The sequence below is a fragment of the Paenibacillus sp. SRL342 genome (genome assembly GCF_984798905.1).
In genome coordinates, this window is sequence record NZ_OZ481790.1 from 4,182,953 (window position 1) to 4,205,251 (window position 22,299).

A 22,299-nucleotide genomic window follows, 5' to 3' on the forward strand; every position below is an offset into this window, starting at 1 on the left:
CTCATTTCAGCACCGCCTTTCGGATCTCCGAGAGCAAATGCTCCACAGAGCTCATCCGATAAACCATTTTTGGAACATCTAACTGGCCGTCAAACAGCATCACTGCTGGTACGCTTGAAATTTGAAATTGTTGTACAAGTTCAGGAATGTCATGAATGTTCATTTCGGATAAAATACCTTCTGGCAGCATGTGCTCAACGACATCTAACATACGCCGTGCTGCCGCACATGTCCCACATAAAGGGGTATATATAAATACAGCCTGTGGCATGCCTTCCCATACACTGCGCATTAACATTTTGGATGTAATTGGCTTCATTAAATTTCTTCTCCCGCAGCAACACGCAGCATGACCTCACCCGTCATTGGCCCATTATGAATGGTTACCGAATCCGGTTTATTGCTATATAACATCTCGTACATCTGGCGTTTCCCAAACATACTGGACGTATGCAAATAGATCTCGCGCGGAAATAAACCTTCTCGTACAATGGATGCCGCGACCTCACCGCCGTTAGGCGAATCCGGACCAAGCTCATAATCCAGAGACAAAATGTCCACGTCACCTTCTCTTAGCAGCATCAGGCACTCTTCTGCATTTGTTGCCAGAACAAATCCTTTCGGACACGCCCGATAGTCATCCAGAAAAACATGCATACAATCGCTCCTCTCCCCATTATAGCCAGGAACGCATGAGCGCTATATCATCATGGTGCGTTCCATCTTCGCCCGTTTCTGTCTCTAGCACAACAACCGCATTTTGGAACTCAGGCGCATTTAACAATGCTTTCATCGATTCATTTCCGATATAACCCTGTCCGATTCTCGCATGTCTATCCTTACATGAACCAGACGCATATTTGGAATCATTGAAATGTACAGCAGCAACATTTTCCCAGTATCCGAGCATCCTGCCCTTATCGAGCATCACCGCTTCGTTGCCTGACGCCCACAAACCTGAAGCAAAAGCATGGCATGTGTCAAAACAAAAAGCAATATGTTCCGGATATCGGCTCAATTTGCGAATCTGTATCATTTCTTCCATTGTCGTGCCCATCGGGCCATGATCACCTGCCTGATTTTCAATCAGTACCTTTGAATGTCCATTCCAATTCTCCAAGGCGGTATCCAGACAATGAATGAGGTTCTGATAACCCTCCAGCGGATCGTTTGTTTTGATATGTCCAAAATGGACCACCGTCCCAACAGAACCGCAAGCATTCGAAATTTCAAGATCATTGCGAATAGAAGCTATTGTAGCATGAAACCCCGCCTCTCCACGGGTCATACCCAACGCCGGATTCGTGGGATAGGGTGAATGTGCAATCGAAGCAAGTCCCTGCTGTTCACACCAATCCCTGCACTGCTCAGCATCCTTGAGATCCAGACTTTTCAGACCAAGACTACGCGGGTTCTTCGGAAAATACTGAAATGCCGTTGCCCCCATTGCATGTGCTCTCTTGGCTGCCTGAAGAAATCCACCTCTAGTGCTGACATGTGCCCCGATTCCGCTGTTAGGCCTCATGCTGGCATTTCGGACAGAAGAATGCCTTCTTGCCCGTAATTTCCACTCGTTCAATCGTTCCCCCGCAGCGCGGACAAGTCTCGCCTTCCCGATCGTACACCCGACATTGCTCGTCAAAACTTCCTGTCTTCGTATCTCCTTGCATCAGTGGCATTTCCATATAACCACCCTCAGAAGCTGCTTCACGCAACACGGACTGCATCGAATGGAACAGGCGCTCCGTCAGCTCTGGTGAAGTCGCAATGTTCTGCGTTTTGGAGCTTGGTCTCAGACCGGCAGCAAAGGCAATCTCATCCGAATAACAGTTGCCAATCCCTGCAATGATATGCTGGTTTACCAACGTTGTCTTAAGTGTGCCCCGACGACCTTTCAACAGAGAAGCAAAGCGTTCCACATTCATCCGTCGATCCAAAGGTTCAGGTCCAAGATCAGACATCGCCTCTTCGGTTTCTTTCGAAGTAAGCAGATGTAAATAACCCAAGCGCAGTCCAATAAAGAATAAAATGTGATCGCCAAACTGGATTTCCACTTGTGTGGAACGATCAGGACGTTCTTCTTCCGTGCCCCAGAAAATCATACCGCCCAACATGAGGTGCAGCACCAGACGTTTACCATTAGCCAAGTGGAAAATCAGATGCTTCGCTCGGCGCTCAACAAATATGATGCGATTGCCTGTAAGTTCATTGATGAACAGATCAGGCTCCGTATTTATCGTTTTATCGCGGTTAATTACAACACCTGTAATCAGTAGATCAAGTATGTTCTCGGACAGCAAGGTCCGGTAATTTTCCATTTCCGGTAGTTCCGGCATCGTACATTACCCCTTTTTGGAAGCTTGGTCTGCCTCTTGCGACAGCCACTCCATCAATTTATGCAAATCTTCAAACACATGATCAGGTCGAGCCTTCGCTGCTTGAATGTGTCCATCCATATTATCTCGTGTTGTCACACCAGTAAGTACCAACAGCGTCTCACACCCTGCTGCAACTCCAGCTGCAATATCGGTTCGCATATTATCTCCGATCACTGCCACTTCATGAGATGCCAGGTTTAGCCGGCTAATGGCCGACTTCATTATAACACTCGATGGCTTGCCGATGACGGTAGGATGAACGCCGGTCGCGGCTTCAATTGCTGCTCCAATAGTCCCCGCCCCAGGTGTCAGTCCGTCATCGGAAGGAAGCTGCAGATCCGGGTTGGTCATGATGAATTTTGATCCCGCATTAATCCACCTTAGCGCCTTGGTCAGTTTATGATAGGAAAATTCACGATCAATCCCCTGTATCACATATTCTGGTGCATCTTCCGTCAGCTGTAGTCCTGCTTCTTCTATGGCTTGCAGCAATCCTGCTTCTCCGATACATGCCACTGTTGCACCTGGGGACTCTTCAGCAACATATTCAGCAGCTGCCACTGCAGAAGTGCATACTTGAGACGCGTCGGCAGGTATGCCCATCCCGTTCAGATGATCTGCCACACCTTGTGGTGTACGGGAAGAATTATTTGTTACGAATAAATACGGCTTTCCTAGCTCTTGCAGTGTTCGAATAAGCTGATCGGCTCCTTCGATACGATGTCTGCCATGATAGAGCGTACCATCCAAGTCAATCAGATAGGCCTTAATCACACACAGCACTTCCTTTCTTTATTCCATTAACATTTCATGTCCTTAATCATTTACCTCGAACTTGACCGCGAACCTATGTATTCAGGCAAAAAATAATGGCTTGCTGACATATGCACGCAACAAGTCGAACCGGATCGAACACCGACGGTTTAACTCGCGCGTCTTCTGTACAAGCTTGTCATTTCCTGCGCTTTCCCGGAAAATAATTTGAATCATTTCCCTCTTCATATTGCCCATCCTACACGCTTTCTGACCAGATTGCAAAAGGGACCGCGGGAGTTCCTCTCCCTCAGTCCCGTGCAATTACCCGGATCTTTATATGACGTGTTTAACCGTGAACTGGTTCGCAATCAGTGTTAAGATTCTTGCTTGCGATGCACGACAGGAATAAGCTGGTGTTCGTTTGCAAGTCTGGTATTCGGGAATACGGACTGAGCCTCTTCCAAAAGTGGCTGAAGTTGATCCTCATCCTTATAGCGTGAACTGAAGTGAGTCATGATTAGTTGCCCTACATTGGCTGCTCTAGCCGCTTCTGCCGCTTGTTTAGAAGTACTATGATAGTACTCATGCGCTGTATCGGCCAGATCATGCATGAATGTAGCTTCATGCACAAGCACATCTGCATTGATGGAAAGAGGCTGTACATTGTCACATGGACGTGTATCACCCAATATGGTGATTACCATACCACGTTTTGGCGCTCCCAATACATCTTCTGGACGAAGCGAATCACCGTTATCCAGCGTAATGGTTTCTCCACGTTTGAGCCGGCCGAACAATGGGCCTGGTTTCAAACCGTATTCCGCCAGTTTGGCTGGGTCCAGGCTTCCTGGACGATCTTTTTCCGTAATCCGGTATCCATAGCTGTCAATCCGATGCTCAAGCAAAGCCGCTTCCACGATAAAACTGTCATCCTCGAACAGAACGCCGCCCGTATGTTCCACGATATTCAACTCATAGTTAACCCGGGATTGGCTAAGCTCCATTGTTGTACTGATCATTCGTTCCGTACCTGGCGGACCATATACGGTTAATGGTGTGGTGCCACCTTGATAGGCTCTGCTCGAAAGCAGTCCTGGAAGTCCAAATACATGATCACCATGCAGATGAGTAATGAATATTTTCTCCAATTTGCTCAGTTTAAGCGGAGAACTTAAAATCTGGTGTTGCGTTCCTTCCCCGCAGTCAAACAACCACAAAGCTCTGCGCTCATCCAACATGCGTAGCCCAATGGAAGTTACATTCCGTTGAAGCGTAGGTACACCAGCGTTAGTTCCCAGGAAATATAGTTCCATTCTGGATCGCACCTCTTTCTGTTGCCAGCAAAAAACCTCCGACAATGCGGAGGGCTTTGCCTGACACTCTACTGAATTTATGCCTTCTCTACATTAAAATACTTAGCTTGCGGATGGCTGAATACCATCGCTGATACGGAAGCTTCGGGTTCCATCATGAAACCTTCCGTCAATTCCACACCGATATCCTCAGGCTGCAGCAACTTGAACAGCGGCCCTTGGTCTTCCAGATCCGGACAAGCCGGATATCCAAAAGATACCCTGATCCCTTGATAGCGTGCACCATGACGTTGCTTCATGGTCATCTGGGCAGAATCCGGGAATCCCCATATATCTCTCATCATATGATGCACACGTTCAGCTAATCCCTCTGCTACTTCAAGCGCTACGGATTGCAGAGCATGGGAGCGGAGATAATCCCCCTGATCTTTCCACGCAGTGGATAGTTCACGTACACCGTGTCCGGCCGTGACAACCATGAAACCAACATAATCCATCTGACCGGATTCAACAGGCTTCAGGAAGTCGGACAGGCACAGGAACGGCTCGACTTTTTGACGTGGGAACGTAAATGTATGCAAAATATTACTGTTGTCCTTTGGATCATAGATAATGACGCTGTTACCACTGGATTGAGCCGGGAAGAAACGATACATAGCATGCGCCTGAATAATCCCGTCACGAACAGCCTCGTGCATGATATCATCCACGACTGCTTTCAGGTCGGTAGCCTTCTTATCACCTGAAGCAAGCAGTTGTTCAACTGAACCGCGCAACCCCAGATGATGTCCAAGCAACATCTGCATGTTCACGTATGGCAGGATATGTGATAAAGGATAGTTGCGCATCGTATGCCGCTCCAGATCAGGCGGTACAAGAACAGGATTATCTACAGCAATATCCGAACGCTCCACTCGCGTAAGCTCTGGAAGAGCCTGAACAGCTACAGCACTTGAAGCATCAGCTTCTTTTTCTGCTTCCATCTCCAGTTGCATCACTTCACGTGCAACGGGATTCATCAATTTGTTCGCCAGATCCAGACCGTCCATCGCATCTTTGGCATATACAACCATTCCGTTATATTCAGGACGGATACGATTTTTGGTGAATTTACGTGTTAGCGCCGCTCCGCCAACCATAATAGGCACATCAATACCTGCTGTTCGCAAATCCTGAGCGGTAAGAATCATCTGTTGCGCTGATTTGACCAATAGACCCGAGAGACCGATCGCATCGACTTTTTCTTCTCGATATGCCTCAATGATACGTTCTGGTGGTACTTTTATACCCAAATTAATGATCTGGTAACCGTTATTGGACAGGATGATCTCAACTAGGTTCTTCCCGATGTCATGCACATCGCCTTTAACTGTGGCCAGAATGATTTTGCCTTTAACCGAAGTCTCGTTCTTCTCCATGAATTGCTCCAGATATGCTACAGAAGCTTTCATAACCTCCGCACTCTGCAACACCTCAGCAACAATTAACTCATTGTTGTTAAAGAGACGACCTACTTCCTCCATCCCCCGCATCAGTGGACCGTTAATCACTTGAAGTGCTGTGTATTTGGCAAGTGCCTGCTCCAGATCCGGCAGCAATCCTTCTTTACTTCCTTCCACAACATATGAAGCGAGACGCTCTTCTAATGAAAGGTTCGAGATTTTTTCCTTCTTCTCAACCTTCTTGTTACGGAACGCCGCTACGAACGCCGCGAGTGTTGCATCATTTGTATTGTATAAAAGCTCTTCCGAGAGTCTACGTTCTTCTTCCGAAATGGATGCATAACGCTCAAGTTTCTCAGTGTTCACGATCGCATAGTCGAGACCTGCTTTGGTACATTCATACAAAAATACGGAGTTCAGCACTTCACGACCTGCTTCAGGCAGCCCAAATGAAATGTTACTGATCCCGAGGATCGTATGACATTCTGGCATCGCTTCCTTAATCACTCTTATACCTTCAATCGTTTCTTTGGCTGAACCGATGTACTGTTCATCCCCCGTACCTACCGGGAACACCAACGTATCAAAAATCAGGTCTTCTGGTTTGAGACCATATTTGTTCACCAGCAAATCGTAAGAGCGCTTGGCTACGTCAAGCTTGTCTTCCCGACTAATCGCCTGACCCCGTTCGTCAATCGTTCCGACAACTACCGCACCACCATATTTATGAAGCAACGGCGTAATCAGCTCAAATTTCTCTTCGCCATCCTCAAGGTTAATGGAGTTAATTATCGCCTTACCTTGTGAGTACTGGAGGGCCAGATCAATTACTGAAGCATCTGTCGTATCGATCATGAGAGGAACCTTAACTTTTTTCACAACCAGTTCAAGGAACTTCACCATGTCTTCAGACTCTTCACGGTCCGGATCTTGTACACACACGTCAACAATGTGCGCTCCATTTTTCACTTGAGCACGAGCAATTTCCGAAGCTTCTTCATACTTGCCTTCTACAATGAGTCGTTTGAACTTACGTGATCCCAGCACGTTCGTACGCTCACCAACCATGTATGGACGATTGTCCTGTTCAATGTAGATTGGTTCTATACCAGACAATGCTGGTGGATGTGTTCCGTTCATTTCTCTTGGGGGGTACTGGGCAAGTTTGTCGCGCATCGCCCGAATATGTGCAGGGGTTGTCCCGCAACATCCACCAGCAATATTCAACCAGCCCTGTTCGGCAAAAGCACCAATCTTCTGAGCAAGCGAGTCCGGTGACTCATGGTAATTACCATTCTCATCCGGAAGACCCGCGTTCGGATAACAACTAACGGCAACCGATGCCATTCCGGAAAGCGAGCGAATGTGGTCACGCATGAACTCTGGACCCGTAGCACAGTTTAGTCCTACCGAAATTGGGTTAAGGTGTTCTAAGGATATATAAAAGGATTCGATGTTCTGACCCGCAAGGGTCGTTCCCATCGGTTCGATCGTTCCTGATATCATCAGGGGCAGTGTAACACCACTCTGTTCGAAGGCCTGCTGAATTCCAATGCTGCCTGCTTTTACATTGAGGGTATCCTGTGAGGTTTCGAGTAGTAGCGCATCAACGCCTCCCTCTATTAAAGCAAGCGCTTGCTCCAAATAACTGTCGATAAGTTCCTGGAACGTTACGCCCCCAGTTACAGACAGTGTTTTGGTTGTTGGTCCCATCGCTCCTACCACATAACGTGGAGATTCCGGTGTAGAGAAACGATCAACCGCAGCTTTCGCAATTCTGGCTGCTTCCAGGTTGATCTCACGTGCCCGATCCTGAATATCGTACTCAGCAAGCACAACGGATGTAGCACCAAATGTATTGGTTTCAATTAAATCGGCTCCGGCCTCCAGATATTCTTCATGAATGCGCTGGATCAGCTCTGGACGAGTAAGCACTAACATTTCATTACATCCATCCAAATCTTCGCCGCCAAAATCTTCGCCAGTCAAATCAACTTGTTGAATCATGGTCCCCATTGCACCGTCGAGGATTAATATTCGTTGTTTTAATGCATCGTGTAGACTAATCTTATCCAATATCTTCACCCCCGCAAAACGTTAAATCTTAGTTTAACAGAAACTAACTTAATGTGAAAGATCGGGTTTGGTCCCGAAAGATGGCGGGTTTGCACGAATATGAACGGAATTTGAGAATCGACAAAAACAAAGCAATCCGATATAATTCAATTAAACCAAGTGGAAAAGAGGGAAAGAACATGGCTGAAATTGTTATCCGAAATACGAACGAACGCATCACTGGTGACGAAAATGTTCGAAATTTCTTGAACAAATACGAAGTATTATATGAGAAGTGGGACGCATCCAAACTGAACACTGATCTGCAAAATAACTTTGGATTAACTGATGAACAGAAAACCGAGGTTTTGGAAACTTACGATTATGAAATCAGAGATTTGGCTGCACGTCGCGGATACCAGATCTGGGATGTCATCACGCTGTCCGAACAAACACCAGATATCGAAGAAAAGCTGGCCAAGTTCGAAGAGATCCACACCCACGCTGAAGATGAGATTCGTGCGATTGTCGCTGGTAAAGGAATCTTTGTTATCAAAGCTACAGATGATGTCGGCTACTTTAATGTAGAACTGTCTCCTGGAGACGTTATCTCGGTACCTGAGAATACACCGCACTTCTTCACTTTAATGGAGAACAAACAAATTATTGCTGTACGTCTGTTCATCGAAAAAGATGGCTGGATTGCAGATCCATACCCTGATCCTACTTTTATCAAACAAGCCTAACAATCTCGTGTTACAACTTGCTTAACCAAAACCCCTGTTCAATTGAACAGGGGTTTTGGCATATGCATATGGAGAGTAGTATACAACATCGGTGCATTATATAAAATAATGCGGGTATTTCGCTTTTATCGATTCCTGTTCAATAACAACTAGTCTAAGATGAGCTTCCATCACCTGAACAGCTTGCTCGGTCTGACGCTCTGTGATAAGACGATAAATCTCTTTGTGCTGGGAGATAATGACCTCCAGGTTGGAGTCCTCAGCTAGACGTAATAAACGCAACCGATTAAACGGAATATTCAGCTGTTGCAACATTTTCCATGTTCTCAGCTTACCCGTGCCCTGGAACAAAATCTGATGAAACTCTTCATCCAGTTCAAAAAGTCGATAGAAATTGTTTTTCCCTATACAGACTTCCTGCATTGCAATGTTGGTTTCAAGTCGAAATCTGAACTCTTCAGGAAAAGAAACACAAGCCAAAGTCACGATTTCCTTCTCCATCTTCTCCCGCATAAACCTGCCTTCTTCCACATGCTCCAGATTAATATGAGAGACAATTGTTCCACTCTGGGGAATAATGTCCAGCAGTTCTTCTTCAGCAAGCTTCATGAATGCTTCTCTAACGGGTGTTCTGCTCACCTGCAGTTCATCTGCAATCTCTTTCTCTGAAATCTTGGTACCCGGCTTAAGTTCCAGGTGAAGAATTCGTTCTTTTAACAGGTTATATGAATATGCCCGGGTCGAGCCTCTAATTTTTTGATTAAGTGACATGCCTTGACCTCTTTCTATCAGCCGTATTCATTCATCTTAGCACAAATTACCGTTCCACTTATATATCTGTGTGAAACGGTAATCTGGCCAACATCAACTATATTATTGCTTGTTTTCTTTGTAGGCTTTGTACGTATCATTTGCCAGCTTCAGATAATTAGATAACCCTTGACTCTCAAGCTCTTTGGCAAATGTATCGAATTCAGACAAGTCCCGCTCACCCAAGATAAATTTAAGTGTATTCTGATCAGAGTAGTCTTTCAGTGGTGTACTCAGAAGTGTCACCCGTTCACGGTCCTCTGAAGAGTAAGGAATCGGTGGTTCTGCCGGAATCACTTCCTTGGTATCCTTCATGTCTTGCTGGAATTTCAACTCTTCTTCACTAAACATGGATTGCAGCAGGTCTGTGGTACCCCCGTAGGCAAATACACCACCAGAGAAACCAAAGTCAATACGCAGATCCTTCGTGCCTTTTGGATTCAAACCATTGTAGTTCACATCTTCTACCAATTTGCGTTTTCCGCCCTCTTTGGTGAATGTTTCACCTTCAACGCCCCATTTGGCAAACTCTTGACCCTCATCACTGTAGTATAACCAATCCACAAATTGCATAATGGCTTTGAAGTTTTCGCTTTTTTGAATTTTCCCGGATATCATGACACCGTTTTCAAGTCTGGAGCCGGACATTAATTGCCCTTTTGGCCCACCAGGAACTGTAATTTTTGCAACTGAGTATTTACCTTCTCCCAGCGTTTTGTTCATATCATTTCGGTGCAGCACTACCGTTTGGGAATTACCATTAATCATGAATGATTTGCCGGATACAAATTTCTGTACAGCCTGATCATCATCCTGTGTAAAACTCTCCTTATCGAGTAATCCTTCGGATACCAACTTGTTAAAGTACGTTAGCATCTCTTTGTATTCTGGTGTTGTAGCCGTGTATACAAATTCATCCTGATCTTCCTTATACGTCAATCCGTTACCAAACCCCCATCCAGCCTTGGTTCCAAAACCAGTAGCAGCGATGTTCAACGTACTATTGAATTGGAAACGGTCCGAGAATGGAATGGAATCCGGGTAGATCTCTTTCAGCTTTTTGGCTGCATCATACAATTCGTCCCAAGTGGTTGGGATGGCGATGTTATTTTCTTCAAAGACATCCGTTCTTACGAGTAATGTGTAATCTGGCCATACTTCCTCATGCAGACCCGGGAGTACATAGTACTTTCCATCTTCCTGTCGCAGCCCTTCAAGTTCATCTTCCAATCCCCATTTTTCCACTTTATCCTTGAAGTTTGGCATCAAATCAATATAATCGCTAATCGGCAGTATCGCACCGGAGGACACAAATGCAGACTCTTCACCAGGATACGTTTTGGGAATAACCAGTGGTGCATCACCGGAGCTAATCAACAGAGATCTCTTCTGAGAGTAATCACTCATCGGTACAATCGTTGGCTCAAGCGTAACACCCGTCAGTTCGGTAATTTTATTAAAAAGTAACCAGTCTTTTTTATATGGATAACTAGGTTGATCACTATAGAGTATGGAGAGATTAAATGGCTCGGTCGCCTTGAATGTATCCCCTACATTGTACGTCTCCATCGCTGCCTTGGTTTGAACTTCAGTGACATCACCTCCAGGTCCGGTACCGCTGCTACATGCTGCCAGAACAACAGTCATCATTGTTGCCAACACCATTTTACCAACAAACTTACGTGGCTTTTGATTCATTTAGGTTATCCCCCTGAATTTGGTTTAGGTATTCTAGCTTCTACGTATTACTGTTTAACAGACCCTAACATGATACCGGTTACAAAGTATCTTTGGACAAATGGATAGATGGTGAGTATCGGCAAGATGGTTAATACCATCGTTACAGACTTAATATTGGCAGCAATCTGTGTCAGGTTATCAGCTGAGGTTGCACCGGCAGACGCCCCGCTGGTCGCTCCTGCAATCATATTGCGCAAATAAATGGTGACCGGGAACAGTTCTTTTTTGTCCAAATACAGAAAGGCTGGGAACCAGGAATTCCAATGACCTACTGCGTAGAACAGCACCATGGTTGCCATAACTGCTTTACTAAGCGGCAATATAATGCGTAACAAGATCCCGTAGGTGTTCAAACCGTCAATGGAGGCAGCTTCCTCCAGTTCTTCAGGCATATTTTCAAAAAATGACTTCATGATCAGCATGTTGTATATGCTAATTGCGCCAGGAACAACAAGTGCCCACATGGTGTTGTTGAACCCAAGGGAATTAATCAACACATAGTTTGGAATCAATCCACCACTAAAGAACATCGTGAATACGGCGAACATCGTCAGAAACTTGCGACCCATCAACCTCTTTTTGGACAGGGCATATGCGAAAATAGTCGTCATAAACATGGAGATTAATGTACCTACTACGGTGTAGATAATCGTGTTTTTATAGTTGGTCCAGAACATGCTGTCACGTGAGATTGTCTTGTATGTCTCTACATTGAATCCTCTTGGGAACAGACTTACCTTACCCGAATTAATATAGGACTCACTACTGAAGGATTGTGCCACGACATTTAAGAATGGATAGAGCGTTATAAATACCACGAACAGCAGAAAGATAACGTTGAATACTTTAAATACCTTGTAAGATCTGGATTCCTGCATGATGCTCCTCCTTTACCATAAGCTTCTTTGAGTCAGTCTGCGTGAGATGGCATTTACGGAGAACACCAGAATCAGACCGATCAGCGATTCGAACAAGCCAATTGCGGTAGCATAACTGAAGTTACTGGATTCCAGTCCAACCCGATACAGGTAAGTGGAGATCACATCAGATGTCTCGTAGATCAGCGGATTGTACAAGAGTAAGATTTTTTCAAATCCAACAGCCAGGAAATTACCCATGTTCAAAATCAATAAAGTCACAATCGTTGGCAAGATCCCTGGTAACGTTACATGAATCGTTTGCTTCCACCGATTGGCACCATCGATACGCGCAGCTTCATACAAAGAATCATCAATGGTTGTTAGGGCAGCCAGATAAAGAATTGCTCCCCAACCCATACCCTGCCATACCTCAGAAGTGATATAGATTGTTCTGAACCACTCAGCCCGCTGCATAAAAGGAATATTGTCTCCGGTGAAGAAAGCCACCAGTCCATTAATGGAACCATTCACTGCTGTCAGCTGCAGGATCATACCCGCAACGATAACGATCGACAGAAAATGAGGCAGATAAGACGCGGTCTGTACAAATTTTTTGAATCGTTTACTCTTCACTTCGTTAAGCATCAAGGCAAAAATGATTGGAACCGGGAATGTAAAGAGTAACGCAAGTCCGCCCAACATCAGCGTATTACCGAATACTCTCCAGAAGGTAGGGTCCTCAATGAACATTTTGAAGTACCTTAATCCAACCCACGTTTCTCCAAATATACTTCCCCCAGGAACAAAACGTCTGAACGCAATCACATTACCAATCATCGGCCCATATTTGAAAATAAGGAGATAAATGATGGGAAGGATTAACAGTGAATACAACTGCCAGTCTTTGCGGAACAAAGTTGCTGCCGTTCGTAATCTGCTCTCTTTACGTAAAGATGTCATGGTTAACGTTGTTTTAGCGGTTTCCGACTCCATTTGTTTTCACTCCGATCCAGGACTTGATAAGTAAGAGTAATTCATGTACAACTCCCATCGTTTCTCCTCTTGTAGAAGACAACAACTCCTTCAAATTCACCCCCACTACGAAATAGATAATTTCTAAATGTAAGCGATATCAATTTAATGTATTATGTAGAATCACACAATCCAAGGTGCTTCACATCATTAATTAGCACTTACTAAGTGGTGTGATCTCCAAATCCAAAGAAGCTTTCTCAAAATATTAAGCGCTTACAATCAATCGAAAATAATAAGCAATAACTCCCTGCTTCCATTTAATGAAGTAAGTCAAAAAGAAATTGCTTTAGGACAATCTAAATACTAGTCATACTAGTATGTTAGTTATATTCTAATCCAGCTTCCCCCTAATTTCAATAACTTTTAGTAAAAAAAATAGAGATCTCATTTAACAAGGTAATTTAGTCAACATGTTCAAATAAAAAAACATTGGTAACTTCAAGAACGACATCATCGTTCATTGAAGTTACCAATGTTTCAGGGTGCTGAGGAAAGATGTTATAGCTGATCTGCTTAGAAATTAGCAATAAGCTGATTTAATTCCGATAAATGCGTTATTTCATGGTCTGGCGCATACGTTTCATTGTTGGTCTTATGCTCACGGTTAATCCATACGGATTGGATGCCAGATGATAAAGCACCACGAATATCAGTCGTTAACTTATCCCCAACCATCATGCTCTCTTCGGGTTTAACACCCAGTTTACTCAAAGCATGTTCAAATATTGATGGATCCGGTTTTCCTTTTCCGAAGTTACCCGAGATAATAATCTCATCAAAGAAAGGAGTCAATTCAGGTACACCATCCAACTTCTCTTGTTGCAAAGCAGGACAACCGTTCGTTAACAACAACAGTTTGTACTTTCCTTGTAATTGACGCAAGGTATCCATCGTTTCTTCGTATACATGTGGTCTGGATCTCCGTTCTACTCCAAACTGTGCGGCCAGTTGTTCAGCAAGATCTTCCCGATCTATACCCAATTTCAACAAGCCACGACGCCAGGATTCTTTACGGTAAACTGGAGCAAGCTGTTCCAACTGACGGAACTCAGGCTGATCCCCACCAGTAAAGTTAGCCCATAGGCCTTCAAACGGATTGATTCCAATCATTTTAGTAAAAGAAAAGGTTTCATATGATTCATACAGTCCACGTGCCTCATTACGAACAGCTTCTTCAAGTTCTTCTGGTTTAACCCCAGTCTCTTTCGCTGCGATTAGACAAGTCTCATGAAAAGCTTCTCGAACACTACGCTCATCCCATAATAAAGTATCATCTAGGTCGAACAAAATCGCTTTTAACGCCATTCCGATCATCTACCCCTTTATGCAATAATTACTTTTCGACGGTTTCCACGGTGATCTGGTGTGCTTTTGCAAACTTCAGCAAACGTTCTGCAATCGCATCTGTATCGTAACGGTTCAATAACTTGGTAAACACCCATCTTTTCCCGCGACTGTTATGTTCGATAACAACTGTACCTGGTTCGATTCTGAATTTGACGATATCGTCAACCCCAATTGAACGTTCACGATTACCCTTCGTCGTTATAATCCGATTACTGCTAATCTTGATGTATGGACGACGAAGCATGAAGATGACTGCCAAAAATACGTAAAGCAGCATCGTCACCCAGTCCCAGGTTGTCATCGGAGCTTGCACAAGGAACGTGCTCATAAACAGATACAAAAAGGCGAGACCAATCAAAAATATAGGGAACAAAAGGCTGCGTCCCTTAAAGACTTCTTCGCCTGGTGTACCTGTGATTGGTTGACCACTTTTTTTGCGCTGCTGATTTAACTGCTTGGAATTTTTCTTAACCGTTCTCTCGAACGAACGCGACATGAGAATCCCCCTTATGTGTCTTTGTATCGGCTTACATAACTGTAAACCAACATTTCCCCCTATAAATTGCACACTCAAAATAACAGGAAGAAACCTAAATATCATAATGATATCATTAGGTTTCGTTAGTGTTTGAGTTTGCCTTGGTGGCCTTTGTCATTCTCATCATCAACAATCTCAATGGTATCCAGTTGTTGTCTGAAATTGCTGCGAATATTACTCAAATAAATCTCTCTTAGCTCGGCACGTTCGGCAAGTTCTTCCTCCGACAATCCAGTGGACTTTTGCTTACGAGCCAATTCGTTAATGCGTGCTACCAGACTATCTATATCCAAGCTTGTCCCCTCCAAAAATACAAAGTCATATTAACTTTGCCATTATAAAGGCAGCTTGTCAAGCTGACACGCGTTAACACTCATTGATGTGCATTTTATTCTGCAAATTGCGGTAGAGCTAGTACTTGTCCCACTTGGATGGAAGTCGTATGAAGTTGATTCACTTTCTTAATTGCTTCTATATAAATACGTGTATCCATATTCGTCGGTTTATGTTCCAAAGAAATACTCCATAATGTTTCCCCTTGTGAAACAGCTATCTTTCCTCCAGGCAGAACATCATTCTCATTGCCGGCAAATACAGTTAAAACAGTGCTGCATCCAATAAATATAATCATAGAGGTAATGGCTACCTTTAACATCCATGAAGAAATCTTGAAACGCGCTAAAACCTTCTTGTAGTTCCCTATGTTAGACTTCACCAGTTCCGAATTCATTGGTTCATAAATGCTTTGATAAGTAGAATATCTCATTAAATACCCGCCTCCAAACGTTTGTTCCTATCTGTTGAAATCAATATAACACGAACACTTGTTTTGTTCAATATATTTTTAGAACAATTGTTCGCTTCTTTTTAGAAGGAGCAATATCTTATTTCAAGTACTTTTTCAAAACATTTGCAGTATTATGCTCTGACTTTTGGCCAATTTCTGTTCTATAAGTTAAAAAACACTGATTTAAAGCTATTTTATTTAGAACTTATGTTTGTACGAACGGAGGTTCTATGTTATAATTTTCCCAAACGTTACTAAAATGGGGTTGATACGGTATGTCGAAGATATCCAGCAGGCAGCAGGCTATTCTGGAGTTTATACGAAATGAAGTCCGGTTGAAGGGGTATCCTCCTTCCGTACGGGAAATTGGTGAAGCGGTTGGACTTGCTTCCAGCTCAACAGTACATGGACATTTGGATCGTTTGGAGAAAAAAGGTTTGATCCGACGCGACCCTACCAAGCCAAGAGCCATTGAGCTTTTGAGCCAGGAAGAATCTGAGCATTCTCATCAATTTGCTCATAGCGTTGCACGTATTCCTGTTGTTGGTAAGGTTACAGCCGGGGTTCCAATCACTGCAACCGAGAACATTGAAGACTACTTCCCTCTTCCTACACACTATGTAGGCGAACAGAAAGTGTTTATGCTTTCAGTAGTGGGAGATAGTATGGTGGAAGCTGGAATCGTTAATGGAGATTACGTTATTGTCCGTCAACAGCAAACTGCTGATAACGGTGATATCGTCGTTGCAATGACTGAAGACGATGAAGCTACAGTGAAAACGTTCTATAAAGAGAAAGATCATATTCGCCTTCAACCGGAGAATGCGACCTTCGAACCTTTACGTTTGAAACATGTTAGTATTCTGGGTAAAGTCATTGGCCTTTTCCGAGATATTCATTAATATTTAACTTGAGTAACAAAATTAGATGTAATGAAATACGAAAGAGGTTGCCCTGATCAACAGGACAACCTCTTTTTTTCATGTTTATGTTATTTTTGCGGCTAATTATTCACTGCGTTTCAGAACACTCTTGTGATGCGAGAACACATCAAAGCTCTGTTGTCCGTGATATGAGCCCATACCGCTCTCTCCTACACCACCAAACGGTAGATAATGTGAAGTCATATGAGAAAGTGTGTCATTAATACATCCCCCACCGAAGGATACTTGATTCAGAACCTGATCCTGCAGTTGCTCATCCTGTGTGAAAAGATATAGCGCCAATGGTTTTGGCCGGCGAACAATCTCATCCAGCATAGGATCAAGGTCACTGTACGTAAATACAGGAAGAATCGGACCGAAGATCTCTTCTTGCATGACAGCTGATTCCCAGTTCACATCGCCAAGTACAGTCGGCTCAATGAACAACTGCTCACGTACAGAACGTCCACCAATCAGCGTTTTGCCATCTGTGAGGAATTTCGACAACCGATCAAAGTTACGCGCGTTGACAATGTGCGGGAAATCAGCATTCTGTAACACATCATCCCCAAATTTATCTTTGATCTCAGCGCCAATCAGATTGATCAATTCATCATGAACTTGTTCATGTACAAGCAAGTAATCCGGAGCAACGCATGTTTGGCCTGCATTCAGGAACTTACCACGAACAATACGCTGGGCCACCAGCTTCAGATCTGCATCGCTATGGACAATAGCAGGACTCTTACCACCCAACTCAAGAGTTACAGGAGTCAAATGCTCCGCAGCTGCCTTCATAACAATGCGACCAACACCTGTGCTGCCTGTGAAGAAAATATAATCAAACTTCTCTTTCAACAATGCTGTGCTTGCCTCAACTTCACCTTCCATAACGGCAATATACTCCTCAGGGAAGATCTCCTTAATCAGATCATACGTCAGACGAGATACGGCTGGTGTTAATTCAGAAGGCTTGATAACTGCACAGTTACCGGCTGCAATTGCTCCAATCAGTGGACCAAAGGCCAGTTGGAAAGGATAGTTCCAAGGTGCAATAATAAGAGCCACTCCGTATGGTTCAGGGTAAATGGTGCTCACCCCATCCGGCATATTCGAATTGGTTGGAACTTGTTTTGGTGCAGCCCATTCCTGCAGGTGTTCTAATGCAAAATCCAGTTCACCCAAAACAATGCGAATCTCGGAACCGTAAGCTTCCGCCTCAGATTTGTTCAGATCCGCCCGAAGTGCATCTTGAATCCGTTGCTGATACTTTTCAATTCCTTTTCTAAGCTGTTGAAGCGCATTAATCCGATATTCGATATTTTTAGTTTGTCCTGTATAAAAAAATGTACGTTGTTCTGTCACAAGTTGTTTTGCCTGATCCATATCAACATCTCCAATTAATTATTTAAAATTTAATTGTTCAAAATTTAATTAAAGTATACCTCTTCTATATGAAACTTTCAACATACTAATGAAACATCCATTTGTATGTAATCGACGATGGTTGGAATTTTGAAAGAGTGATTGTAAGTATACTTTATATTTCGTGACTATCAGAATTTCTAAGGAAGCATTATTAAAATCTTTTGCCTCCGACAGTTTAATCCATTATAGAAAGAATTCTAATTTCAGTTTCTCTTCAATAGCTTAGTTGATAAATAATAATGGTATTGTTCTATTACTAACATGAATTGATACAATTCTTTAAATAAAGAGAGTTTTACGGTTTACCATTATCTTAATCGACGAACAAACGTGTTTTGTTATATAAATGTAAGCCTTGGTTACAGATAAACACAGGAATGTTACGTGAGATGATGAAGAAGAATTCAGGGGACATTTGTGGCCAATTTGCTTTCAGATGATTTATCCGTTCCCGGCCACAATTTTTACAGCAGCAGATTATAATCCAACAACTACTCCTAAGAGCATTCTTTGAAGAAAGTGTTAAATAATATCAAATCAACCGCACTACTTCTATTATATGAGTCATCTAGTATCTCACTGATCCGATACATTTCATGCTGATCCAAATCTGTTAGAGTGGATATATTCTTAATAGTTGGAGGAATTTTTGGGAGGTCGTTAGTAGATTTGTAGGGTGAGAAATACAAATCACAACGTTATATATGTTATAATTTACATATAATTATATGGTATTTTTAGTTTTATAATTCATTAATTTAGGAGGTATTTACATAAAAAAAGAAACTAGCCACCATTGGAGCGCTCACTGCTATTGTAGCAAGTATTGCTGTTCCAGCATCACTTGCCACTCCCTCATCTTCTGTTCAAGGTTCTGTAACTGCACAAAGTGTAACGATTCAGGCGACGCAAAAATATGTGAGATATTCAGATGCTAACAATAAGTATGAAGATGCGAAGTATGTTCCAAAGACATATACTTATGCTGATGGAGTTTGGTATGGAGTACTCAACCTAGCATCGACTACCTATTCAAACGGATTATATTACGGAAACTATGAAGGTTACGTAACGAAAATCGAGTAATTTTATCATCATAATAATATTTACGTATATTAAATACAATAATAAAAGAAGGCTTCTGAATTCAATCAGAAGCCTTCTTTTATTACAGGGACATCTATAATTTAACAATTAGATTTTTTTAAAAATAACTTGTTTCTATCAATTCAATAAACAAAACATTTTAAAATAATAATTGCAAACCCAACATTTTACAATATTATTATTTACAAACAACAATTACATATGGTATATTTATCCATGGTTGGCCAACCTAATTGCGAGAGTCTCTTCGATATTTTTAATTTCAAATAATAACTTAAAACAGAATCTTACTCTATTGGTTCTAGTATATTTGGGAGGTTTGAAAATGAAAAGATTAAGAAAATTCTCTATTTCTGTTATGGCAACTGCTTGTTTATTGGCATTCGGTTCAAGTTCTGCATTCGCTAAAACAGGTTGGGCTGATTCCTTTCAGACAGCAGAAGTGATGTATTCAAGTGTTAGCCAGTCTTCCGGATTTAGCGCAACACAGTATTTAGATAGCATGAGCGACAACGATTTTTATGTAGTCGACAATACAAACGGTTCATCCGAAATCACATATTCTGTTATAGCCACTCCACCAGCGAACTTCGACATTGTTATGGGTGTTATTAAAATGAATGCAAGCGGTGCAATCTTATCCATTCAAATGGATAACTGGAATGGACGGGGATACCCAGAGGCAATTAGTTGGAATGCTAAACCTGGTGAGAAGGTTTACTTCAGAATCATGGATAACGGCATTAACAACTACAACGAACCTTATACAATTCAATTCACAAAAACCAGCTAGATAATATTGTCGTAGATGTTCAAATGGGTCCCCCGCAAAATTTGCAGGAGGGCCTTTTTTTATTTGGAGTACTTTGAAGGTATGGTTCATAGACTACCCGTGGCTCCATGCCAGTGTTTTTTCTGTAAGCATCTAGCAAACAACTCTATCAATTTGCTAATAGAGTCCTGTTTTTTCTTCTTTGTACTACTTTACCAATCTCCTCCTCCGGAGCTTTCACAAATGATTAGCTATCTTCCACTGAAATAAAAAGAAGAATTATACAATGACACCAAGACAGAAAAATCAGGAAGAAAAATAAAAATTACTACACATCTAGTAAATGACATCACATTTCACAGAGAGTGGCAGGAACATAACAAAGGGATACTTGGGGATAGATACCACCATGACCTTGATCTGGTTCTATGTAGGGAAGATGGAAACTTCTTGCCCAATTCATTATTCAATGCCTTCTCCCGCATCTTACAACGTTGTGATCTCCCATCACGCCCCTTTCACTCTCTCCGACATACCTGCGCGGTTCTTTTTCCTGAGTCCGGGGCAGATATGAAATTCGTTCAAGAACAATTAAGTCACGGAAGTATTCAGATCACATCAGATGTATATGCCCACATCTCTGGCAAGATCCAGAAAAAGCAATATAGATAGATTTGAGAAATTCACTGAAGAAATTTTCGATTAGAAAAATATTTTGTGGGCATTTTGTGGGCATTTTGATTTTTCTTTAAATATATAGGTACTTGCCCACAAAAAGAAAAACCCCTCAGCGCTAGAGCGCCAAGGGATTGAGCTATTAGTACAACGTAATATATTGATCGCGTTCCCATTGGTGGACTTGTGTTCTATACATATCCCACTCAATTTCTTTCAGCTCATAGAAGTGAGCCAAGGCGTGGTCGCCGAGAGCGTCACAGATGACTTCGCTGCGGATCAATTCATTCAATGCTTCTTTCAGGTCAGCTGGCAAGCTTGGAATACCTTCTTCCACACGCTCTTCTTCTGACATGATGTAGATGTTACGGTCAATTGGAGCTGGTAAGGAAAGCTCACGTTTGATTCCGTCCAGACCTGCTTTCAACAGAACAGACAAAGCCAGGTAAGGGTTAGCAGCCGGATCCGGGTTACGAACCTCAACACGTGTACTCAGACCACGGGAAGCTGGAATACGAATCATTGGGCTACGGTTACTAGCAGACCATGCTACATAACAAGGTGCTTCATAACCTGGTACAAGACGTTTGTATGAGTTCACAGTTGGGTTAGTAATTGCTGCAAACGCACGTGCGTGCTTCAGAGTTCCAGCCATGAAGTGACGAGCAGTTTTGCTCAGACCCAACTCGTCCGACTCATCAACAAATGCGTTCTCATTGCCTTTAAACAAGGATTGGTTACAGTGCATACCGGATCCGTTCATACCAAACAGCGGTTTCGGCATGAATGTCGCATGTAAACCATGCTGACGTGCAATCGTTTTAACAACGAGTTTGAACGTTTGGATCTGGTCAGCCGCTTTCAGAGCATCAGCATATTTGAAGTCGATCTCATGCTGACCTGGAGCTACCTCATGGTGGGAAGCTTCGATCTCAAAGCCCATTTCTTCAAGTGTGATAACGATGTCACGACGACAGTTTTCACCAAGATCCGTAGGCGCAAGGTCGAAATAACCACCTTGGTCATTCAGTTCGTTAGTTGGGTTTCCTTTTTCGTCTGTTTTGAACAAGAAGAACTCGGGTTCAGGACCAACGTTAAAGGAAGTGAATCCCATATCTTGGGCTTCCTTCAGGTTTCGTTTCAAGATGCCACGTGGATCTCCTGGGAACGGATTACCATCCGGAAGATATACGTCGCAAATCAGACGTGCAACACGGTTCTCTGCAACCCATGGGAAAATAAGCCAAGAATCTAGATCTGGATAGAGGTACATGTCAGACTCTTCAATACGTACATAACCTTCAATGGAAGATCCATCAAACATCATTTTGTTATCCAGAGCTTTAGTCAACTGACTCACAGGAATCTCAACGTTTTTGATAGCTCCAAGCAAATCAGTAAATTGCAATCGAATGAATCGTACGTTTTCTTCTTTCGAAATGCGGAGAATGTCTTCTTTTGTATAACTCACTATAACCTCTCCCTTTCTTATCTGCGTATTTGGCTTGCCTGTTATATTTGTACATTAGAAAGTTCCACGGGTCAAGGAGTCTCACACCAAAAGTGCATGTTTTCCCCTCACTCGCC

The 22,299-nt window shown here is 43.0% G+C and carries 21 protein-coding genes; 4 read left to right on the top strand and 17 right to left on the bottom strand.

Going from position 1 to position 22,299, the window contains the following annotated elements; genetic code table 11:
• Nucleotide 1: 1 nt before the first annotated feature.
• The 7 genes from AC4E8D_RS18300 to metH form a co-directional block, all read right to left on the bottom strand.
• Nucleotides 2-319: a thioredoxin family protein gene (locus AC4E8D_RS18300; RefSeq protein ID WP_221821669.1), complete on the bottom strand. Its 318-nt coding sequence runs from the start codon at nucleotides 317-319 to the stop codon at nucleotides 2-4.
• Complete coding sequence (locus AC4E8D_RS18305; RefSeq protein ID WP_237174855.1) at nucleotides 319-657, bottom strand: cyclic-phosphate processing receiver domain-containing protein; 339 nt, start codon at nucleotides 655-657, stop codon at nucleotides 319-321. The genes AC4E8D_RS18300 and AC4E8D_RS18305 overlap by 1 nt, the downstream gene beginning before the upstream one ends.
• A 19-nt stretch (nucleotides 658-676) precedes the next feature.
• The gene (locus tag AC4E8D_RS18310; RefSeq protein ID WP_221821674.1) at nucleotides 677-1,525 is read right to left on the bottom strand and encodes a deoxyribonuclease IV; all 849 of its coding nucleotides are present in this window, start codon (nucleotides 1,523-1,525) and stop codon (nucleotides 677-679) included.
• Nucleotides 1,515-2,336 carry an Fpg/Nei family DNA glycosylase gene (locus tag AC4E8D_RS18315; protein WP_221821675.1) on the bottom strand — a complete coding sequence of 274 codons (822 nt, stop codon included), beginning with the start codon at nucleotides 2,334-2,336 and terminating at the stop codon, nucleotides 1,515-1,517. Before AC4E8D_RS18315 ends, AC4E8D_RS18310 begins: the two co-directional genes overlap by 11 nt.
• A 6-nt stretch (nucleotides 2,337-2,342) precedes the next feature.
• Entirely contained in the window at nucleotides 2,343-3,152 is an 810-nt protein-coding gene (locus AC4E8D_RS18320; protein WP_339304203.1) for a TIGR01457 family HAD-type hydrolase, read from the bottom strand.
• A gap of 356 nt (nucleotides 3,153-3,508) precedes the next feature.
• Nucleotides 3,509-4,447: a ribonuclease Z gene (rnz, locus tag AC4E8D_RS18325; protein WP_221821679.1), complete on the bottom strand. Its 939-nt coding sequence runs from the start codon at nucleotides 4,445-4,447 to the stop codon at nucleotides 3,509-3,511.
• Nucleotides 4,448-4,524: 77 nt separating this feature from the next.
• Nucleotides 4,525-7,965 carry a methionine synthase gene (metH, locus tag AC4E8D_RS18330; protein WP_221821681.1) on the bottom strand — a complete coding sequence of 1,147 codons (3,441 nt, stop codon included), beginning with the start codon at nucleotides 7,963-7,965 and terminating at the stop codon, nucleotides 4,525-4,527.
• Nucleotides 7,966-8,144: 179 nt separating this feature from the next.
• Here metH and AC4E8D_RS18335 point away from each other — a divergent pair, with 179 nt between their 5' ends.
• Nucleotides 8,145-8,690 (top strand): cupin domain-containing protein, encoded by a 546-nt coding sequence (locus tag AC4E8D_RS18335; RefSeq protein WP_047843398.1) that lies wholly within the window; start codon nucleotides 8,145-8,147, stop codon nucleotides 8,688-8,690.
• A gap of 96 nt (nucleotides 8,691-8,786) precedes the next feature.
• On the opposite strand, the gene AC4E8D_RS18340 is transcribed toward AC4E8D_RS18335, so the two are convergent.
• The 8 genes from AC4E8D_RS18340 to AC4E8D_RS18375 form a co-directional block, all read right to left on the bottom strand.
• The gene (locus AC4E8D_RS18340; protein WP_091020712.1) at nucleotides 8,787-9,461 is read right to left on the bottom strand and encodes a GntR family transcriptional regulator; all 675 of its coding nucleotides are present in this window, start codon (nucleotides 9,459-9,461) and stop codon (nucleotides 8,787-8,789) included.
• A 102-nt stretch (nucleotides 9,462-9,563) separates the two neighbouring features.
• Nucleotides 9,564-11,198 carry an ABC transporter substrate-binding protein gene (locus tag AC4E8D_RS18345; protein ID WP_221821683.1) on the bottom strand — a complete coding sequence of 545 codons (1,635 nt, stop codon included), beginning with the start codon at nucleotides 11,196-11,198 and terminating at the stop codon, nucleotides 9,564-9,566.
• A gap of 47 nt (nucleotides 11,199-11,245) precedes the next feature.
• Entirely contained in the window at nucleotides 11,246-12,118 is an 873-nt protein-coding gene (locus tag AC4E8D_RS18350) for a carbohydrate ABC transporter permease (protein WP_036613592.1), read from the bottom strand.
• Between the two features lie 12 nt (nucleotides 12,119-12,130).
• Nucleotides 12,131-13,060 (bottom strand): ABC transporter permease, encoded by a 930-nt coding sequence (locus AC4E8D_RS18355; protein WP_339177159.1) that lies wholly within the window; start codon nucleotides 13,058-13,060, stop codon nucleotides 12,131-12,133.
• A 588-nt stretch (nucleotides 13,061-13,648) separates the two neighbouring features.
• Entirely contained in the window at nucleotides 13,649-14,440 is a 792-nt protein-coding gene (locus tag AC4E8D_RS18360; RefSeq protein ID WP_221821684.1) for an HAD family hydrolase, read from the bottom strand.
• Between the two features lie 28 nt (nucleotides 14,441-14,468).
• Nucleotides 14,469-14,978, bottom strand: a complete 510-nt coding sequence (locus tag AC4E8D_RS18365; RefSeq protein WP_017688037.1) for a hypothetical protein — start codon at nucleotides 14,976-14,978, stop codon at nucleotides 14,469-14,471.
• A gap of 125 nt (nucleotides 14,979-15,103) precedes the next feature.
• Nucleotides 15,104-15,313: a DUF896 domain-containing protein gene (locus AC4E8D_RS18370; protein WP_017688036.1), complete on the bottom strand. Its 210-nt coding sequence runs from the start codon at nucleotides 15,311-15,313 to the stop codon at nucleotides 15,104-15,106.
• Between the two features lie 95 nt (nucleotides 15,314-15,408).
• Nucleotides 15,409-15,786, bottom strand: a complete 378-nt coding sequence (locus AC4E8D_RS18375; protein ID WP_076210088.1) for a LysM peptidoglycan-binding domain-containing protein — start codon at nucleotides 15,784-15,786, stop codon at nucleotides 15,409-15,411.
• A gap of 296 nt (nucleotides 15,787-16,082) precedes the next feature.
• Here AC4E8D_RS18375 and lexA point away from each other — a divergent pair, with 296 nt between their 5' ends.
• Nucleotides 16,083-16,709, top strand: a complete 627-nt coding sequence (gene lexA, locus AC4E8D_RS18380; RefSeq protein ID WP_017688034.1) for a transcriptional repressor LexA — start codon at nucleotides 16,083-16,085, stop codon at nucleotides 16,707-16,709.
• A 105-nt stretch (nucleotides 16,710-16,814) separates the two neighbouring features.
• Here the strand turns inward: lexA and AC4E8D_RS18385 are convergent, their stop codons facing one another.
• A complete protein-coding gene (locus tag AC4E8D_RS18385) occupies nucleotides 16,815-18,116 on the bottom strand; it encodes an aldehyde dehydrogenase (RefSeq protein ID WP_221821686.1) in 1,302 nt (433 codons plus the stop codon).
• Between the two features lie 1,474 nt (nucleotides 18,117-19,590).
• Here AC4E8D_RS18385 and AC4E8D_RS18390 point away from each other — a divergent pair.
• Both AC4E8D_RS18390 and AC4E8D_RS18395 read left to right on the top strand, forming a co-directional pair.
• Nucleotides 19,591-20,058: a hypothetical protein gene (locus tag AC4E8D_RS18390; protein WP_221821687.1), complete on the top strand. Its 468-nt coding sequence runs from the start codon at nucleotides 19,591-19,593 to the stop codon at nucleotides 20,056-20,058.
• 366 nt (nucleotides 20,059-20,424) lie between these two features.
• On the top strand, nucleotides 20,425-20,709 hold the full coding sequence (locus AC4E8D_RS18395; protein WP_397376264.1) for a tyrosine-type recombinase/integrase: 285 nt from the start codon (nucleotides 20,425-20,427) through the stop codon (nucleotides 20,707-20,709).
• A 145-nt stretch (nucleotides 20,710-20,854) separates the two neighbouring features.
• Here AC4E8D_RS18395 and glnA read toward each other — a convergent pair whose 3' ends face one another.
• Entirely contained in the window at nucleotides 20,855-22,183 is a 1,329-nt protein-coding gene (gene glnA, locus AC4E8D_RS18400; protein WP_076210082.1) for a type I glutamate--ammonia ligase, read from the bottom strand.
• Nucleotides 22,184-22,299: the final 116 nt, after the last annotated feature.

Excerpts from the sequence above, each read along its gene's own strand:
- AC4E8D_RS18300 (WP_221821669.1), bottom strand. The coding sequence starts at position 319 with ATGAAGCCAATTACATCCAAAATGTTAATGCGCAGTGTATGGGAAGGC.
- AC4E8D_RS18305 (WP_237174855.1), bottom strand. The coding sequence starts at position 657 with ATGCATGTTTTTCTGGATGACTATCGGGCGTGTCCGAAAGGATTTGTT.
- AC4E8D_RS18310 (WP_221821674.1), bottom strand. The coding sequence starts at position 1,525 with ATGAGGCCTAACAGCGGAATCGGGGCACATGTCAGCACTAGAGGTGGA.
- AC4E8D_RS18315 (WP_221821675.1), bottom strand. The coding sequence starts at position 2,336 with ATGCCGGAACTACCGGAAATGGAAAATTACCGGACCTTGCTGTCCGAG.
- rnz (WP_221821679.1), bottom strand. The coding sequence starts at position 4,447 with ATGGAACTATATTTCCTGGGAACTAACGCTGGTGTACCTACGCTTCAA.
- AC4E8D_RS18335 (WP_047843398.1), top strand. The coding sequence starts at position 8,145 with ATGGCTGAAATTGTTATCCGAAATACGAACGAACGCATCACTGGTGAC.
- AC4E8D_RS18340 (WP_091020712.1), bottom strand. The coding sequence starts at position 9,461 with ATGTCACTTAATCAAAAAATTAGAGGCTCGACCCGGGCATATTCATAT.
- AC4E8D_RS18345 (WP_221821683.1), bottom strand. The coding sequence starts at position 11,198 with ATGAATCAAAAGCCACGTAAGTTTGTTGGTAAAATGGTGTTGGCAACA.
- AC4E8D_RS18350 (WP_036613592.1), bottom strand. The coding sequence starts at position 12,118 with ATGCAGGAATCCAGATCTTACAAGGTATTTAAAGTATTCAACGTTATC.
- AC4E8D_RS18355 (WP_339177159.1), bottom strand. The coding sequence starts at position 13,060 with ATGACATCTTTACGTAAAGAGAGCAGATTACGAACGGCAGCAACTTTG.
- AC4E8D_RS18360 (WP_221821684.1), bottom strand. The coding sequence starts at position 14,440 with ATGGCGTTAAAAGCGATTTTGTTCGACCTAGATGATACTTTATTATGG.
- AC4E8D_RS18365 (WP_017688037.1), bottom strand. The coding sequence starts at position 14,978 with ATGTCGCGTTCGTTCGAGAGAACGGTTAAGAAAAATTCCAAGCAGTTA.
- AC4E8D_RS18375 (WP_076210088.1), bottom strand. The coding sequence starts at position 15,786 with ATGAGATATTCTACTTATCAAAGCATTTATGAACCAATGAATTCGGAA.
- lexA (WP_017688034.1), top strand. The coding sequence starts at position 16,083 with ATGTCGAAGATATCCAGCAGGCAGCAGGCTATTCTGGAGTTTATACGA.
- AC4E8D_RS18385 (WP_221821686.1), bottom strand. The coding sequence starts at position 18,116 with ATGGATCAGGCAAAACAACTTGTGACAGAACAACGTACATTTTTTTAT.
- AC4E8D_RS18390 (WP_221821687.1), top strand. The coding sequence starts at position 19,591 with ATGAAAAGATTAAGAAAATTCTCTATTTCTGTTATGGCAACTGCTTGT.